Consider the following 15,923-nt stretch of genomic DNA (forward strand, 5'->3'; position numbering starts at 1 on the left):
GAAGAAGAGCGTGCCGGCGCCGCCGGTAAAGATGAAGGTGAACAAGGACAACGCCATGCCCTGGTGAATGTCCATGTGCATCAGCAGCATCAGGGCGGGCGGCATGAAAAAGCCGCCGACGCCGGCCGCGCCGATCAGGATGCCGATGGCAATGGATATCAGTGCGAGGCCGGTATGTGTCAGCATGTTGTCCGATCTTGATGGTTCAGGATACTCATGTAACTTGTTATGACGAGTTGAGCAGACAACTAGGCGGCCAGACGCTTTTGCTCTTCCTCCTGCAATGCCGAGAGCAGCGCCGGCACGACCTCGAACAGGTCGCCGACGATGCCATAATCCGCCACGCCGAAGATCGGCGCTTCCGCATCCTTGTTGATGGCGACGATGACTTTCGCGTCGCCGATGCCGGCCAGGTGCTGGATGGCGCCGGAGATGCCGACCGCGATGTACAGCGCGGGCGCGACGATCTTGCCGGTCTGGCCGACCTGCAGGTCGTTGGGCGCGAAGCCGGCATCGACCGCCGCGCGGGATGCGCCGATGGCCGCGCCCAGCGCGTCCGCCAGCGGTTCCAGCATGTTGAAATTCGCGCCGGAACCCAGGCCGCGCCCGCCCGCCACCACGACGCGCGCCGAGGTCAGCTCCGGCCGTGCGGACACCGTGCGTTCCATCGAGACGACGCGCGATATGCCAGTATCGTCCGCCGGCACCATGTCCTGGACGATGGCCTCGGCGTCGCCCGGCGGCGCCGCGTCGAAGCTGGTGGCGCGCACGGTCAGCACCTTGACGGCGTCCAGCGCCTGGACGGTCGCGATCGCGTTGCCCGCGTAGATCGGACGTTCGAAGATGTCGGGGGCGACCACGCGCGTGACTTCGGAGATCTGCCCGGCATCCAGCCCGGCCGCGATGCGCGGCATGACGCTCTTGCCGAAGGTGCTCGCCGCGGCCAGCACGTGGGTATAAGTTTCCTGCGCCAGCAGTTGCAGCGCCTGGGCGGCGACGTTCTCCGCGAGACCATGCGCGAGCTGCGGGGCGTCGGCGTGCCACACCGTGGCCACGCCGGCGACGCCGCTGGCTGTGCGCGCCACGGCGGCGCAATCGTGTCCCGCGACGAGCAGGTGCACGTCGCCACCGCACAGGCGCGCGGCGCCCACGGCATGGCGCGTGGCGGCATGGAGTGAAACATTGTCGTGTTCGGCGATGACCAGTACCGTCATGATGGGAGGGCTCCTCGAAAATTAAATGACGCTTGCTTCGTGCCGCAAACGGTGCACCAGTTCGGCGGCATCCTTCACCAGCACGCCGGGCTGGCGTTGCGGGGGCGGGGTGACGGCCAGGGTGGTCCAGCGCGGGGCAAGCGCGACGCCCAGGGTCTCGGCGGGCACCACGTCCAGCCGCTTCTTCTTCGACTTCATCAGGTTGGGCAGGCTGACGAAGCGCGGTTCGTTCAGGCGCAGGTCCGCCGTCACGACGGCAGGCAGCGCCAGTTGCACGGTTTCAAGGCCGCCGTCGACGTCGCGTGTGACCGTTACCCTGTCGCCTTCGACCCGCACCTTTGACGCGAACGTGGCCTGCGGCCAGCCCAGCATCGCGGCCAGCATCTGGCCCGTCTGGTTGCAATCGTCGTCGATGGCCTGCTTGCCCAGGATGATCAGTTGCGGCACTTCCCGCCTGGCGATTTCGGCCAACAGTTTCGCGACGGCGAGCGGCTGCAGTTCCGCGTCCGTGCGCACCAGGATGCCGCGGTCGGCGCCGATGGCCAGCGCCGTGCGCAGCACATCCTGGCAGGCGTCGACGCCGCATGACACCGCCACGACTTCCGTCGCGCGATCCGCTTCCTTCAGGCGCGTGGCTTCTTCCACGGCGATCTCGTCGAACGGATTGATGGCCATTTTTACGTTGGCCAGGTCGACGCCGGTGTTGTCCGGCTTCACGCGCACCTTGACGTTGGCATCGACGACCCGCTTCACGGGGACAAGAATCTTCATGCCTGTTCCTTCACTTGTCGACGAACGCGCGCTCGATGACGAAATGGCCCGGATGGCTCATGTTGCCTTCCTTGAGGCCATGGTCGGCGAGCACTTCCACGGTGTCCTTCAGCATGGCGGGGCTGCCGCACAGCATGAAGCGGTCGTGTTCGATGTCGAGCGGCGGCACGCCGAGCTTGTCGTAGAACTGCGCGCTCTTCAGCAGGTCGGGAATGCGGCCCTGGTTTTCGAACGGCTCGCGGGTGACGGTCGGGTAGTAGACCAGGCGGTCGGCCACCAGGTCGCCCAGGAATTCGTGGTTCGGCAGTTCGGCCATGATGCGTTCCTGGTAGGCCAGTTCGTTGACGTGGCGACAGCCGTGCACCAGGATCACTTTCTCGAACTGGTCGTAGATGTCCGGATCCTGCACGATGCTCATGAACGGTGCGAGGCCGGTGCCCGTGCCGAGCAGGTACAAATGCTTGCCCGGCAACAGGTTCTGGCTCAGCAGCGTACCGGACGCCTTGCGGCCGACGAGGATAGCATCGCCCACCTTGATGTCCTGCAGGCGCGAGGTCAAGGGGCCGTCCGGGACCTTGATGCTGAGGAATTCGAGCTGTTCCTCGTAATGCGGGCTGACCATGCTGTAGGCGCGCATCAGCGGCCGGCCATCCACTTCGAGCCCGATCATCGCGAACTGCCCGCTCTGGTAGCGGAAGCTCGCCTCGCGCGTCGTGGTGAAGGAAAACAGGCGGTCTGTCCAATGACGCACGGACAATACTTCCGCCTCGTAGAAATTACTCATCACGCCATCCTTTCGTCAAAGATTCGGGAAGCCCGCTCGTCGCCGGGCCGAATGCCATCTCTTTCAAATACGTCCAGGGATAGATGCCCCGTTCGTGGCCGTCCGAGAACACCAGTTGCAAGGCGGCCGAACCGAGGGGTTCGATCCGCAGCAGCGTGACGTCGGCGGCAACGGGCAGCACCGTGCCGCTAGTCCTGCGCAGGTTTTCGCACACGCTGCAGCGGCAGGAACGGCGCAATGCCCGGTAGGACAACGCCGCCTGCCTGCCATCCCACACCAGCTCCAGCGCGCGCGCCTGCCCGTTCAGGGTGATTGCTTCCGGCCAGACCGCGTCGTCACAGGACATGGGCCACCCCCTCCGGTCCGATTTCCGTGCTGAGTCCAGCATAGCCGCCGTCGCGCAATTCGCCACCCATCGCGGCCAGGCTTTCTTCGCGAATCAGCTTCTTGAGCGAGCGGACGAGGCTTGCGAACTCCGGTGTGTCCATCATGTCCGGCGTACGGGGGCGCGGCAGCGGCACCTTGATGTCGGCCTTGATCCGTCCCGGCCGCGCGGTCATCACATAGATGCGGTCGGACAGGAAGATCGCTTCCTCGATGTCGTGCGTGATGAACAGCACGGACAGCCTGAGTCGTTGCCACATGTTCGTCAGGATTTCCTGCATGACGGAACGGGTCTGCGAATCGAGTGCGCCGAACGGTTCGTCCATCAGCAGCACCTGCGGGCTGGTCGCCAGCGCGCGCACGATACCCACGCGCTGCTTCATCCCGCCGGACAACTGCGCCGGATAATGGTTTTCGAAAGCCAGCAGGCCGGCGAGGCCGAGCAGGGTGCGCGCCTGGGACTCGCGCTGCGACGGCGGCACGTTCTTCATCTTCAGCCCGAACTCGACGTTCTTACGTACGGTCATCCAGGGGAACAGCGAATACTGCTGGAACACCACGCCGCGGTCCGAACCGGGCCCGGTGATGGGCCGGCCATCCAGCGTGAGCACGCCGCCGTCGGCCCGAGTAAAACCGGCGACCGCGTTCATCAGGGTGGATTTGCCGCAGCCGGAGGGGCCGATCAGCGAGACGAATTCGCCTGGCCGCACGTCCAGCGACACCGACTTGACGGCCTGCACGGTCGCGCCGCGCGCCTTGAAGCTGATGTCGAGGTCGCGCACCTCGATATGGCCGGATGGGCTGTCCAGGGAAGGCGTATTCATTTTGCCGCTCCCGCCGCCAGGGCCATCCACGGCATGGCGAGCTTCGAGCACAGGTCGATCGCCTTACTGCACAACAGGCCCAGCACGCCGATCGTGATCATGCCGAGCGCGATGTCGGAATACGAAATCAGCGAATACGCTTCCCACGTGAAGTAGCCGATGCCGAATTGACCGGAAATCATTTCGGCCGCAATCAGCGAGACCCACGCGACGCCCATGCCGACCGCCAGGCCGGTGAAGATGTGCGGCAGCGCGCCGGGGATCACGACGTACAGGATCACGTCCTTCTCTTTCGCACCGAGACTGTGCGCGGCGCGCAGCAGCACGCCGTCGACGCTCTCCACGCCGTGGACCGTGTTGAGCAGAATGGGGAAAAAGGCACCCAGGAACGTGATGAACGAGATACTGACCTCGTTGTTCGGCCACAGCATGATGGCCATCGGCACCCAGGCGATGGCCGGGATCGGACGGAACAATTCCATTGCCGGCAGTGCCAGCGAACGGAAGATCCGGTAGCGGCCGACCATGACGCCAAGGACCGTGCCGACGACCGCCGCGCCGCAGAAGCCGATCAGCACGCGCCGCACGCTGATCCCGATGTTCACCGCATACTTGGTCGAATGCGTGACGTCGAGGATGCTGCGCCAGACGTCCGCCGGTGTCGGGATGTTCCCGAAGCGCACATAGAATTCGACCTTGTAGCGGGTCGCCAGATACCAGGCCAGCAGCACGGTGGCGATCGACAGGCAGCCGAGGACGGCGCCGCCGATGCCCGACTCCAGCCAGCGCTTCAGCGAGAACGGGGCGGCCGGTCGGGGCCTGGCGGCCGCACCGCCTTCGATGGCTTCCAGCCTGGGCTGCCGTATCGGCCTGGCAGGAGCGGGGTGGGGTGGTGCTGCCGCGGGCGGCGGCGTGATTGGGTGACGGTCCATCAGAGCCATGATCATTTCTCCATCTTGGCGAGCACTTGCTCGTAGGTTGCGACGGTGCCTCCGGATTTTGCTGCGCTGGTCTCCGCGTCCTTCTTCAGCAGGAAAGGCACGACGTCCAGCTTCGCGCCGCTGCCGTTGACTGCGTAGAAGGCTCGGTCGGCAAATACCTTGATGCCGAGTCCTTGGTCGAACAAATAGACCACAGCAATTTTCTTGCCAGCGTCCTGGTATTTCTTGATCCCCATGAAGGTGCAGAGCGGTGAGCTCAGGGGCACGATGTCGCCGCCGTCGAGCCAGATTTCGCCCGCTTCCTTCGGGCGGGTCACCGCCTTGCCGCACACCGGATCCTTGCCCTGGATGTCGTAGTTGGCCAGCGTGCGCTTCTGTGCGTCGTAGTCGAGGCCGCGCTGCCTGAAGGCTGCGCGCAGATAGCTTTCGTTGACCCAGGCATCGACGTTGAACTCCTTCACCTTGCCCAGTTTCTGCAGCACGCCGTAGCTGGTCTTGACCGAGTTCACGAGCAGCGGCTTGATCGTCGGGTCCAGCGTGTGGATGCCGTCGGGGCCGAGGAAGATGTAGACGACTTCCTTCTCGACCTTGGTCCACTCCGCGATCTTCTCGGCCGCCAGTTTCGGGTTCTTGCGGACCCAGTCGTCCGCATCCATCATGGCGCGAATGTAGGCGACGACGACTTCCGGATACTTGTCCGCAAAATCCTTGCGCACGACGACGCCGTGGAAGGTGGGGAGGCCGGTCTGGACGCCGTCGAAGATCTTGCGTGCGAAGCCTCGGTACGGCAGCAGCTCGCCGAAGGGGACGAAATCGGCGTGGGCGTCGATCTTCTTTTCGCGCAGGTTGCTGGTGCCGATTTCCGGCGTCTGGCTGACGAGGTTCCAGTAATCGTCCGACCAGCCGCGCGCCTGCATCGCCTGCAGCAGCATGCCGTGCGCCGCCGAGCCGAACGGCACGGACACGTTCTTGCCCTTCAGGTCGGCCAACTGGTAATACGGGCTGTCCTTGTTGACTACCACGCCGTTGCCGGCGCCGAAGGCGTTATAGGCGATCACGGCGATCAGCTGCGTTTCGTTGCCATGGCTTTGCTGGCCGTTGGCGCCGTTCACCAGCAGCGGATAGTCGCCCATCATGCCGATCTGGATCTTGTTGGCCATCATGCCGTTGGTCACGGGCGGGCCGGAGGTAAAGTTCTGCCAGTCGACCTGGAAATCGATGTTGGCGTACTTGCCCGTCTTCGGCAGGTATTTGTCGAGCAGGCCCAGCTCCTTGATGACGATGCCGCCCGTGACGGTGTTGGTCGTGGTGTTCTGCGTGCCGATGCCGATCGTGACGACCTCCTTCGCCAGGACCAGTGGCGCGAGCAGGGCTGCGGCGGAAAGCGCGGCAATACGGATGAGGAAGCGAAGTGTCATGTTGAATCCTTCAGAATGAGTCACAAGATGAAAAACGACGCGGCCCACCTTGCTAGGCCACCTCCACCAGCTGGTCGCGTTTGTCCTGCCGGGAGGCCCATTCGTCGGCCTCCGGCAGCGGTTCCGTCGATTGCGTGATCAGGGGCCAGCGGGCCGCCAGCCTGGCGTTCAGCGCGACGTAGTCCTTCTGGTCGTCCGGCAGATCCTTTTCGTCATAGATCGCCTCGACGGGACATTCCGCCACGCACACGCCGCAGTCGATGCACACCTCCGGATCGATCACGAGGAAGTTCGGGCCTTCATGGAAGCACTCGACCGGGCACACCGACACGCAGTCGGTGTATTTGCAGCCGATGCACGATTCGCCGACGACGTGCGTCATGACGCACCTCCCTGCAGCTGGATCGTCGTCAGCGCCAGCTTCGACAGCTTGCGCACGTCCGAGTCCACGTCCTTCAACGCCAGTTCGAGGTGGGCGATGGCGCGCGTGTCGCCGATCTCGCCGAGCGCGATCACGGCCTCCTTGCGCAGGTTGCTCATCGGGTGCTGCAACGCCAGGCACAGCGCCTGGACCGCGGCCTTCGCCTTCAGCTTGCCGAGGCTGCGCGCCGCCTTTACGCGCACCTGCCAGAACTCGTCGTCCATCGCGCGCACCAGGTCCGGCACGCCGAGCGCCAGCCCGAGCTTGCCCATCGTCGTCGCCGCTTCCTCGCGCACCTGCCACGCCGGATCGGCGAGGACGCGGCTGAGCGTCGGCTGGATGCTGACGGCCGAGGCGTAGCCGAGCGCACCGACCGCGATCCGGCGCACTTCCTGGTCCGGATCGTTGGCCGCCGCATTCGTCAGCGCGCCGATCGCTTCCGGCTTCTTCAGGTAGCCGAGCACGCCCACCGCTTCGCGCCGCACGCCGGCATCAATGTCATTCAGGGCTTGCATCGCGGGTTCGAATGCCGTTTCCACGCGCAGGGCGCGGATCGCGTGCAGGGCGGCGATCCGGACCGAGGCTTCCGAATCAATCAGGTAAGGCAGCAGATACGGCGCCGACGCCGGTTCCTTCAGTTCGGCCAGCGTGATCGCCGCCGCGCGCCGCACCTCCGGGTCAGTGTCTTTCAGCAGCGGCACGAGCGCTTCCAGCACCTCCGGTTCTTCATAGCCTTCGATCGCCTTGGCCGCTTCCAGCCGCACGCTCGCGTCGGGGTCGGCCAGCGCGGCGACGAGCAGCGGCACGATGTCGTCTTCCTCGTCGGAATAGGGGAGGTCCAGCACCGCGACGCGGCGCACGCCCGGGTCGCTGCTGTTCAGCCGTTCGTGGAGTGTGGTTGCCATCATCGGAGTCACCTCAGCGCACGAGGTAGGGGATGTTGACGTGCACGGCGCCGGTCGGGCAGTCCTGTTCGCACGGCATGCAATACCAGCATTCGTCGAACTTCATGAATGCCTTGTTGGAGATGAGGTCGATCGCCAGCACGTCCAGCGGGCAGACGTCGACGCACACGGTGCAGCCCTTTTCGGCGATGCACTTCGACTGGTCGACGACGACCGGGGCCTGGGTGCGGGTGGTTGCGATGGTCATGATGATTCCTTTCGAATCCGGTTAGACGGCGATGGCGTTCTTGCTGCCGGCCACGCGCAGGCGCTGGTACGCGGCTTTTTCTTCGGCATTCAGTTCGACGATGTAGGGCTCGATCTCGCGCTTGCGGAAGACCATCCTGCCGTCCGCCGCCTTGCTGACGTTGGTGTGGCAGAACCAGTTCTCGTCGTCCTTCTCGGGGTGATCCACGCACAGGTGGTACAGGCCCCAGCGGCTCTCCTTGCGGAACAGCGAGGCGCGCGCCGCGAGTTCGGCGCAGTCGCGGATCGTGTGCGCTTCCATCGCCCGCATCAGTTCGTGCGGATTGACGGCACTGAGCTCCTCGAGGTCGTCCTTGATCTCGCCGAAGCGCTCGAGCGCGATTTCCATTTTTCTCGTGATCTTGGGCGGCTGCAGGTAGTCGTTCACGATGCGGCGCGTCTTGTACTCGACCTGGAACGGCGTCAGGCCCTCGCTGCGCGACAGCGGCGCCATGATGCGCTGGCGTTCCGCCTCCACCATGTCGGTATTGATCACCGGCGCGGACTTGCCGGCGATGTAGTCCGCCGCGTTCTCGCCGCAGAATTTGCCGTATACGAAGGCGCCGAGCATGTAGTTGTGCGGGATGCTGGCGCAATCGCCGGCCGCGTACAGGCCGGGGAGGGAGCACTCGCCCTTTTCGTTGGTCCAGATGCCGGACGCGCTATGCCCGCTGCAGAAGCCGATTTCCGAGATGTGCATCTCGATCGCCTTCTGGCGGTAATCGTTGCCGCGCCGTTCGTGGAAGCGGCCGCGGCTCGGGCGTTCGTTGGTGTGCAGGATGTGTTCGATTTCCGCGATCGTTTCTTCCGCCAGGTGGTCGAGCTTCAGGAACACCGGACCGCGGCCACCTTCGAGTTCGTTGTAGAACTCCAGCATCATCTGGCCGCTCCAGTAGTCGCACTCGATGAAGCGCGCGCCCGTGGAGTTCGCGGTGAAGCCGCCGAACGGGCCGGTGACATAGGCGCATGCGGGCCCGTTGTAATCCTTGATCAGCGGGTTGACCTGGAAGCATTCGAGGTTCGTCAGCTCCGCGCCGGCGTGATAGGCCATGACGTGGCCCTCKCCGCTGTTGGTCGGGTTCTCGTACGTGCCGAACATATAGCCGGATGCGGGCAGGCCCAGGCGCCCCGCCGCGCCGGTGCACAGCACGACCGCCTTCGCCTTGATCACATAGAAGTCGGCGGTGCGGCAATCGAAGCCCATGACGCCGGCGATCTCGCCGTTCACGCCCGTGATCAGGCGCGTGGCGACCACGCGGTTGGTGATGTCGACGCGCTGGCGCTTCAGCTGCCGGTACAGCACCTTCTTCATGTGGTGCCCTTCCGGCATCGGCAGGACGTAGCTGCCGAGGTGGTGCACCTTGCGCACGGCGTAGTCGCCGGTTTCGTCTTTTTCGAACTTGACGCCCCAGCGATCCAGTTCCTCGATCATCGCGTAGCTGTTGCTCGCGTAGGCGTACACGCCTTTCTGGTCGACGATGCCGTCGTTCGCGACCGTGATCTCCTTCGTGTACTGTTCCGGCGTCGCATGGCCGGGAATGACGGCATTGTTCAATCCGTCCATGCCCATGGAGATGGCACCGCTGCGTTTGACGTTCGCCTTTTCCAGCACCAGCACGCGCAACTTCGGATTCTTTTCCTTGGCTTTTACCGCGGCCATCGGCCCGCCCGTGCCGCCGCCAACGATCACCAGGTCGTATTCCAGTTCTATAGTCTTCATGTCACCCTCTCAGTAAACGGAAGCTCGAAAAACCTACTGCGCGTTGCATTTGCGGTTTGCGATGCTCGCTGTACTCTCGTACAGCTGCGCTTCTCAACCGCAACTGCGGCCGCTCGCTACGGTTTTTTGAGGTTCCTTAGCGTCGCCGTGCGGCACCGTGCGCACCTCGTCATAACTCGTTATAACAAGATGTGCAAATTGCGTGCCAGTCGAATTGCCCGCGATTCGCGGGGTCGGAACGGGAGAATGATCAGGAACGGTGCGCGCGCGGGGCGTCAGATGGCCGTTGTGGGGAGGGGGACGGCCAAAACAGGGCGAAAGAATAGTCGTAGGGTGGGCGGCCCTCCGCCCACGCGAAATGTGTGCGGTTCGTCGGCGTGACGCGTGATCAGCGCAAGACCTTCATCTTGTACTTGAACGTCTCCGCCCGGTAATGCAGGTATTCGAACACGAGCGGCTTCTCGCCCTGCGCATAGGTCAGGCGCTCGATGCGCAGGATCGGCGAGCCAGGCGCGACTTTCAGGCGAGTGGCGACGTCGTTCGTGGCCGACGTCGCGTCGATTTCCACGTCGGCGGAGTGCAGAGGCTGGCGCAGCTCGTTTTCGAGCAGGGAAAACAAGTCTTTCTCGCGCAGGTTCTTTTCGGTGAGGCGCGAGCCCACGTCATGCCGTACCCAGGAGTAGTCGATCGACACGGGCTCCCGGTTCAGATAGCGTACGCGCCGGATCTCCGTCACCGGGCTGCCGTCCTCGATCTGCAGCTTGGCGCGGGCGATCGCGGACGCCTTGACGGTCTTCAGGCCGAACACTTCCGAAAAAGTTTCATGCCCGAGGCGGTGCATCGCTTCCCCAAAACCCTGCAGGTGCGTCAACTCCTGGGAAACGTTGGGCAGGGCGACGAACGTGCCCTTGCCATGCACCTTGAACAGCAACCCTTCCTTCTGTAGGTCGTTGATCGCCTGCCGCACCGTGATGCGGCTTACGCCGAACGCGGCGATCATGTCGTTTTCCGACGGCAGCTGCTGGTGCGCGACATAGGTGCCATCGATGATCCTGGCACGGATCGCTTCCTTGATCTGCGTGTACAGCGGGACGGTCGACGAGCGTGGGAGTTGGATTTTCAAGGTGGCGGCGCAACGCAATGGGGACAGCGCATTATATAGCGAGCCTGTCCAGTCAATACGCGGGCGTCAGGGGGGCGGATCGGTCGGGTAGGGCGGCCGCTTGCGCAGCTTGCGCACGATGCCGTCGCGGTCCAGCAGCAGCACCAACTCCGTGCTGCGACCGGCTGCCGCCGGTGCCGTATAGAGCCACGCTTCCATGCCGGAGTCGAATTTGACCGTCTTCGTGAGCCCGAACGCGGCCAGCAACTCGGCGCGCGTGGTGCGGCCGGGGACGACGAGCGTATCGAACCGGGCCTCGGCCACGCTCGTGCCCGGCTCGGGCGCGCGCGTGGCGCAGCCGGACACGAGGGCCAGGATGAGGAGCGCGCGCTTCATGGCGTGGTCTGCTATCGAGAAGGTGCGCACAAGTGCTCACCGATCTCTTCCTGCCCCGAGCCGTCCTGCTGACCGTGCTCGTGCCTGACAGGCGTCACTTTCCCGCCTCCCGCCGGCCAATCGCTGGCGGCAGTGCCCGGCGTCACCGCCTGGCTCGCCTCGGGTAGCGCCGTTTGCGCCGCATGGGCGCCGGTGGCGAGCCGTTGCAGATTGACCGCCGCGTTCACGTCGCGGTCGTGATGCGCGCCGCAGCAGGCACAGGCCCAGGTGCGTTCGCCGAGCGCGAACTGGTCGTTACGCTCCCAGCGCTGCCGAGTCTGGACCGTGGTCCCCAGCAGCCTCGCGGCCTGCCCGGTTCCCATTGTGCTTTCCATGATCATCATTGGACACAGCTCCTCACATTTGGTTCGGCTAGAGTCGAGCTCCTACGGCGGCGGGCCGTTATCCATGTACTCGAAGCTGACGATCGTGCCGTCCGGCCAGCTGCGGTCCCAGATCGGCGCGTAATAGGTGCGGTCGAGCAGCACCTGGCAGTCGCAGAACGGCAGCATGTCGCGCGTCTGCTCGCCGCCCGCGTACAGGAAGCGGAAGGGCAGCACCTCGGTGCGGTCGCCCGCGCGCAGGGTCACGGAGAACACGGGACGCTCGGTAAAGAACAGGAAATTGCCGTCGGGGCTGTTACACACCTGCTCGGGGCTCGTGAGGGCGTTCGAGATCCAGCCGAACAGCGGCGAGCTGTTCGACACGAGCCCGGCCTCCATGCCGACGAGGCATTCCAGCCGCAAATCGCCCATCCGGCGCGTGCCGGGAGGCAGGCCGGGCGTCACCACTTGCGCGCGCCACGTCATGCTCGTCGTCTTGCGGTTGGCGACGACGGCCGCGTCTTCCTGCAGCGCCTGCTCGTTGCGCGGCAGGACAAAACTGTTGTCCGGCGCGACGGTCACCGGCACGGCGATATGGTCGCCGATTGCGCGCAAGGTGATGCCGTGCATGTCCACGGTCGGCGTGCGGGGCAGCAGGCGGAAGCGCAGCGTGGCCTGCGGCGCCAGCGCGTGCTCGCGCGCGAAGCGCTCCATGCCGCGGATCATCTTGCGGTAGGACTTGTCGACCGGGTCGCGCGTGTACGTGACGGTGACGGTCTGGATGTCTGTGGCCGGCGTAGGATGTCGGGATGCGTCCGGCGCCGTCTGCGCGTGCGCCGGCAGCACCGCACCCAGCAGTGCCGCCAATATGATGCGCGAGACGGACCGGTGCATAGTCACCAGTAACGCACGCGGCCGACGTCCATGTGCACGAACTGCGAGTCCGGGTAATAGCCGACCCCGCCCGCCTTCTGCGCCATCGCCATCTTGTGCAGCTTGTCCAGGGCCTGCCCCGGAATGCGCACGTCGATGGCCTTGCCCTCCACGTGCAGGCTGTGCTTGGCGACGCCGCCCGTGTTTTCGTGCAGCATCTCGTTCGTTTCCGGCGAGCGATAGCCCGAGATCACGTGCATGGTCGGGTGGTTGCCGTACTGGGCGCTGATGCGATCCAGCAAGACCAGCAGTTTCGGATCGATGGGCGCGATCTTGTTGTTGCGGTGGTCGCGCAGCAGTTTGTTGATATCCTGCAATGCGTCGGGGATGAACTCGCCCTCGGCCCAGAAAATGGTCCGCAGGCTTTCGCCCGTGTGCGTGTTGTACRGGCGCACGACGCGCTCGTTCGGCGCGACTGGCGAGACGGGCGCATCCGGCAGGGTCTTGGCGCTGGTCCGGATGGCGGGCGCACCGAGCACCGATGCGAGGACGGCCGAGCTTTTGAGGAAAGAGCGTCGCTGATTCATGAGCTTCTCCTTGCTGTGTAGCAGACTCCATGATACGCCTCATGCATGCTTCGTGCAGCGGACTACGTCCAGACCTGATGTCGGTCCAGGACGACAGGTCAGAGCAATCTTTCATAAAATGGGCGGCCGTTGCCCAACCTGCAATCCCGTCAGGAGGAGCCGCATGCGTCTTGCCTACCGTTTCCTGTTCGTATCGATGCTGGCGCTGGCCGGCATCGCAGATGCCGCCCCGCCCGTGCGCGAGGCCAGTGTCGATATTCCGATCCCCGACATCCCGTACACAAAGTTCGTGCTGAAGAACGGCTTGACGGTACTCGTGCACGAAGACCACAAGGCGCCCGTCGTGGCCGTCAACACGTGGTACCACGTCGGTTCGAAAAACGAAAAGCCCGGCAAGACCGGCTTCGCGCACCTGTTCGAGCACCTGATGTTTTCCGGCAGCGCCAATTTCGACAAAACCTTCCTGTCCGCACTGGAAGGCATCGGCGCGACCGACCTGAACGGCACGACGAACAAGGACCGCACGAATTACTTCGAGACGGTGCCGACGTCGATGCTCGACTATGTGCTGTTCGCCGAGAGCGACCGCATGGGCCATTTATTAAGTGTGCTCGACCGGAAAAAGCTCGACCTGCAGCGCGGCGTCGTCCAGAACGAGAAGCGCCAGCGCGAGAACCAGCCGTACGGCCTCGTCGAGCAGATCGTCACCGAAAACACGTGGCCGGCGAACCACCCGTATTCGTGGACCGTGATCGGTTCCATGACCGACCTCGACGCCGCGTCGATGACGGACGTCACCGACTGGTTCGAGGGCCACTACGGGCCGAACAACGTCGTGCTCGTGCTGGCCGGCGACATCACGCCGCAGCAGGCGCGCGAGAAGGTCGAGAAATACTATGGCGACATCCCGCCCGGCCCGCCGCAGGCGCACCAGCAGGCGTGGGTCGCGAAGCGCAGCGGCACGCACCGCGGACAGATCCAGGACCGCGTGCCGCAGGCGCGCCTCTACCGCCTGTGGAATGTCCCCGGCGCCGACACGCCGGAAGAAGCGCTGCTCGACCTGGCCGCACAGGTGCTCGGTGGCGGCAAGACGTCGCGGCTGTACCAGCGCCTCGTCGTGAAGGAACAGCTGGCAACCAGTGTCGGCACGGGCAACGATTCGAACGAGATCGCCGGGCAGTTCGGCATCAACCTGACCGCGAAGCCCGGCGCGCCGGCGGCCGACGTGGCACGCATGGAACGCCTGGCCGACGAGGAATTGCAGGCGCTGATGAAAACCGGACCCACTCAGGCCGAACTCCGCCTCGCGCAGACGACGATCCTGGCGCAGCACGCGCGCGCCGTCGAGCGCGTGGGCGGCTTTGGCGGCAAGAGCGACGTGCTGGCCCGCTGCACCACGTACACGGGCAATCCGGACTGCTACAAGGTCTACCTGCAGCGCATCAAGGACGCGACGCCGGCTGCCGTGCGCCGCGCCATGCTCGACTGGCTGTCCGATGGCGACTACGTGCTGGAAGTCGATCCGTTCCCCACCGGGCTGGCGGCGCAGGCCCCGACGGTGGACCGCAGCAAGGGACCGCCGATGGGCCATCCCGAGCCGCTGAACCTGCCCCCGATGCAGAAGGACACGCTGTCCAATGGCCTGACGGTCGTGCTGGCCGAGCGTCACGGCGCGCCCGTGATCAACCTGTCGCTGCTGCTGGGTGGTGGCTTCGCCTCCGATGCGCAGGCCTTGCCGGGCCTCGCGAGCCTCACCCTGCGCATGCTGGAGGAGGGCACGCAGACCCGCAGCGCTTTGCAGATCAGCCGCGAACTGGAAGCGCTGGGTGCGTCGTTCGGCACGACGATCAACCTCGACGGCGCCTTCGTCAACATGAACGTGCTGAAGCCGACGCTGGCGCAGTCCCTCGGGCTGTACGCGGACCTGGTCCTGCATCCGGCTTTCCCGCAGGCCGATTTCGAGCGCGTGCGCAAGACGCGGCTGGCCGCGATCCAGCGCGAGCAGACCGTGCCCCGGTTGATGGCCCTGCGCGTGCTGCCGCCGCTGCTGTACGGCCCCGGCCACCCATACGCGTTGCCGCTCACCGGTACCGGCACGGAAGAGGCGGTATCCCGCATGACCCGCGCGGACCTCGTCGGCTATCACGCCACGTGGTTCAGGCCGAACAATGCCACGTTGCTCGTCGTCGGCGACACGACGCTGGCCGAACTGAAGCCCGCGCTGGAGCACGCGTTCGGCGCATGGAAGCCGGGCGATCTGCCGAAGCACGACATCGCCAGGGTCGACCAGCCGGCCGGCACGACGATCTACCTGATCGACCGCCCGGGCGCGCTGCAGAGCGACATCGTCGGCGCCCAGCTGGCGCCGCCGCGCAATGCGCCGGACGCCATCGCGCTGAACCTGTTGAACGACGTGTTCGGCGGCACGTTCAGCTCGCGCCTGAACATGATCCTCCGCGAAGACAAGCACTGGTCGTACGGCGTCGGCACGTCGCTCGTGGCGGCGCGGGGCCAGCGTATCCTGTACAGCGATTCCCCCGTCCAGACCGATAAGACGGCCGATGCGCTGCGCGAACTGGCGCGCGAATACGCGGCGCTGGGCAGCGCGCACCCCGTCACGCCGCGCGAACTGCAGGATGCGCAGGCCAACGAAACGCTGGGCCTGCCCGGCTCGTTCGAGACGGTCGGGCAGCTCAGCAACGCCTATGCGACGATCCTGCAATACGGCTTGCCCGACGATTACTACAACACGTACACGGCGAAGGCGCTCGCGCTGACGCCCTCGGAACTGAACGCGCTGGCCGGGCGCGTCGTGCTGCCGCGCCAGCCCGTGTGGATCGTCGTCGGTGACATGGGCAGGATCGAGGCGCCGATCCGCGCGCTGAACCTCGGCACCGTGCGCCGTATCGACGTCGAGGGCAAGCCGCTGGAGTGAG

Annotated in this window: 17 protein-coding genes and 1 pseudogene; 1 reads left to right on the top strand and 17 read right to left on the bottom strand. The window is 65.1% G+C overall.

Translation table 11 applies throughout. From position 1 onward, the window contains the following. From AC1DYX_RS08295 to mepK, 17 genes and pseudogenes are all read right to left on the bottom strand, one after another. Positions 1–186, bottom strand: a pseudogene (locus tag AC1DYX_RS08295) (sulfite exporter TauE/SafE family protein); the annotation flags it as partial. Between the two features lie 62 nt (positions 187–248). Then, the gene (locus AC1DYX_RS08300; protein ID WP_477258162.1) at positions 249–1,214 is read right to left on the bottom strand and encodes an electron transfer flavoprotein subunit alpha/FixB family protein; all 966 of its coding nucleotides are present in this window, start codon (positions 1,212–1,214) and stop codon (positions 249–251) included. 21 nt (positions 1,215–1,235) lie between these two features. Beyond that, positions 1,236–1,985: an electron transfer flavoprotein subunit beta/FixA family protein gene (locus tag AC1DYX_RS08305; protein WP_477258165.1), complete on the bottom strand. Its 750-nt coding sequence runs from the start codon at positions 1,983–1,985 to the stop codon at positions 1,236–1,238. A 10-nt stretch (positions 1,986–1,995) separates the two neighbouring features. Next, entirely contained in the window at positions 1,996–2,769 is a 774-nt protein-coding gene (locus tag AC1DYX_RS08310; RefSeq protein WP_477258167.1) for a ferredoxin--NADP reductase, read from the bottom strand. Further along, positions 2,762–3,115 (bottom strand): gamma-butyrobetaine hydroxylase-like domain-containing protein, encoded by a 354-nt coding sequence (locus AC1DYX_RS08315; protein ID WP_477258169.1) that lies wholly within the window; start codon positions 3,113–3,115, stop codon positions 2,762–2,764. The genes AC1DYX_RS08310 and AC1DYX_RS08315 overlap by 8 nt, the downstream gene beginning before the upstream one ends. Next, positions 3,105–3,977, bottom strand: a complete 873-nt coding sequence (locus AC1DYX_RS08320) for an ABC transporter ATP-binding protein (protein WP_477258171.1) — start codon at positions 3,975–3,977, stop codon at positions 3,105–3,107. The genes AC1DYX_RS08315 and AC1DYX_RS08320 overlap by 11 nt, the downstream gene beginning before the upstream one ends. Next, the gene (locus tag AC1DYX_RS08325; RefSeq protein WP_477258173.1) at positions 3,974–4,918 is read right to left on the bottom strand and encodes an ABC transporter permease; all 945 of its coding nucleotides are present in this window, start codon (positions 4,916–4,918) and stop codon (positions 3,974–3,976) included. Before AC1DYX_RS08325 ends, AC1DYX_RS08320 begins: the two co-directional genes overlap by 4 nt. Before the next feature lie 2 nt (positions 4,919–4,920). Then, positions 4,921–6,336 (bottom strand): ABC transporter substrate-binding protein, encoded by a 1,416-nt coding sequence (locus tag AC1DYX_RS08330; protein ID WP_477258175.1) that lies wholly within the window; start codon positions 6,334–6,336, stop codon positions 4,921–4,923. Between the two features lie 52 nt (positions 6,337–6,388). Continuing rightward, complete coding sequence (gene fdxA, locus AC1DYX_RS08335) at positions 6,389–6,718, bottom strand: ferredoxin FdxA (RefSeq protein WP_477258177.1); 330 nt, start codon at positions 6,716–6,718, stop codon at positions 6,389–6,391. After that, positions 6,715–7,665 carry a HEAT repeat domain-containing protein gene (locus AC1DYX_RS08340; RefSeq protein WP_477258179.1) on the bottom strand — a complete coding sequence of 317 codons (951 nt, stop codon included), beginning with the start codon at positions 7,663–7,665 and terminating at the stop codon, positions 6,715–6,717. Before AC1DYX_RS08340 ends, fdxA begins: the two co-directional genes overlap by 4 nt. 10 nt (positions 7,666–7,675) lie before the next feature. After that, the gene (locus tag AC1DYX_RS08345; protein ID WP_477258181.1) at positions 7,676–7,909 is read right to left on the bottom strand and encodes a 4Fe-4S dicluster domain-containing protein; all 234 of its coding nucleotides are present in this window, start codon (positions 7,907–7,909) and stop codon (positions 7,676–7,678) included. 21 nt (positions 7,910–7,930) lie between these two features. Continuing rightward, positions 7,931–9,667 carry a fumarate reductase/succinate dehydrogenase flavoprotein subunit gene (locus AC1DYX_RS08350; protein ID WP_477258183.1) on the bottom strand — a complete coding sequence of 579 codons (1,737 nt, stop codon included), beginning with the start codon at positions 9,665–9,667 and terminating at the stop codon, positions 7,931–7,933. Between the two features lie 388 nt (positions 9,668–10,055). Beyond that, positions 10,056–10,790, bottom strand: coding sequence for a GntR family transcriptional regulator (locus AC1DYX_RS08355; RefSeq protein WP_477258185.1), 735 nt, complete (start codon positions 10,788–10,790; stop codon positions 10,056–10,058). A 66-nt stretch (positions 10,791–10,856) separates the two neighbouring features. Then, complete coding sequence (locus AC1DYX_RS08360; RefSeq protein WP_477258187.1) at positions 10,857–11,165, bottom strand: hypothetical protein; 309 nt, start codon at positions 11,163–11,165, stop codon at positions 10,857–10,859. Between the two features lie 11 nt (positions 11,166–11,176). Further along, positions 11,177–11,527 (bottom strand): zinc ribbon domain-containing protein, encoded by a 351-nt coding sequence (locus AC1DYX_RS08365; RefSeq protein ID WP_477258189.1) that lies wholly within the window; start codon positions 11,525–11,527, stop codon positions 11,177–11,179. Between the two features lie 63 nt (positions 11,528–11,590). Further along, positions 11,591–12,421, bottom strand: a complete 831-nt coding sequence (locus AC1DYX_RS08370) for a hypothetical protein (protein WP_477258191.1) — start codon at positions 12,419–12,421, stop codon at positions 11,591–11,593. Between the two features lie 2 nt (positions 12,422–12,423). Continuing rightward, positions 12,424–12,987 (bottom strand): peptidoglycan L,D-endopeptidase MepK, encoded by a 564-nt coding sequence (gene mepK, locus AC1DYX_RS08375; protein ID WP_477258193.1) that lies wholly within the window; start codon positions 12,985–12,987, stop codon positions 12,424–12,426. A gap of 163 nt (positions 12,988–13,150) precedes the next feature. Between mepK and AC1DYX_RS08380 the strand changes: the two genes are divergently transcribed. Further along, complete coding sequence (locus AC1DYX_RS08380) at positions 13,151–15,922, top strand: M16 family metallopeptidase (RefSeq protein WP_477258195.1); 2,772 nt, start codon at positions 13,151–13,153, stop codon at positions 15,920–15,922. Position 15,923 lies beyond the last annotated feature (1 nt).

The sequence above is a fragment of the Massilia sp. P2_C2 genome (genome assembly GCF_056404615.1).

Coding starts and splice junctions, on each gene's coding strand:
- AC1DYX_RS08300 (WP_477258162.1), bottom strand. CDS start 1,214: ATGACGGTACTGGTCATCGCCGAACACGACAATGTTTCACTCCATGCC.
- AC1DYX_RS08305 (WP_477258165.1), bottom strand. CDS start 1,985: ATGAAGATTCTTGTCCCCGTGAAGCGGGTCGTCGATGCCAACGTCAAG.
- AC1DYX_RS08310 (WP_477258167.1), bottom strand. CDS start 2,769: ATGAGTAATTTCTACGAGGCGGAAGTATTGTCCGTGCGTCATTGGACA.
- AC1DYX_RS08315 (WP_477258169.1), bottom strand. CDS start 3,115: ATGTCCTGTGACGACGCGGTCTGGCCGGAAGCAATCACCCTGAACGGG.
- AC1DYX_RS08320 (WP_477258171.1), bottom strand. CDS start 3,977: ATGAATACGCCTTCCCTGGACAGCCCATCCGGCCATATCGAGGTGCGC.
- AC1DYX_RS08325 (WP_477258173.1), bottom strand. CDS start 4,918: ATGGCTCTGATGGACCGTCACCCAATCACGCCGCCGCCCGCGGCAGCA.
- AC1DYX_RS08330 (WP_477258175.1), bottom strand. CDS start 6,336: ATGACACTTCGCTTCCTCATCCGTATTGCCGCGCTTTCCGCCGCAGCC.
- fdxA (WP_477258177.1), bottom strand. CDS start 6,718: ATGACGCACGTCGTCGGCGAATCGTGCATCGGCTGCAAATACACCGAC.
- AC1DYX_RS08340 (WP_477258179.1), bottom strand. CDS start 7,665: ATGATGGCAACCACACTCCACGAACGGCTGAACAGCAGCGACCCGGGC.
- AC1DYX_RS08345 (WP_477258181.1), bottom strand. CDS start 7,909: ATGACCATCGCAACCACCCGCACCCAGGCCCCGGTCGTCGTCGACCAG.
- AC1DYX_RS08360 (WP_477258187.1), bottom strand. CDS start 11,165: ATGAAGCGCGCGCTCCTCATCCTGGCCCTCGTGTCCGGCTGCGCCACG.
- AC1DYX_RS08365 (WP_477258189.1), bottom strand. CDS start 11,527: ATGGGAACCGGGCAGGCCGCGAGGCTGCTGGGGACCACGGTCCAGACT.
- AC1DYX_RS08370 (WP_477258191.1), bottom strand. CDS start 12,421: ATGCACCGGTCCGTCTCGCGCATCATATTGGCGGCACTGCTGGGTGCG.
- AC1DYX_RS08380 (WP_477258195.1), top strand. CDS start 13,151: ATGCGTCTTGCCTACCGTTTCCTGTTCGTATCGATGCTGGCGCTGGCC.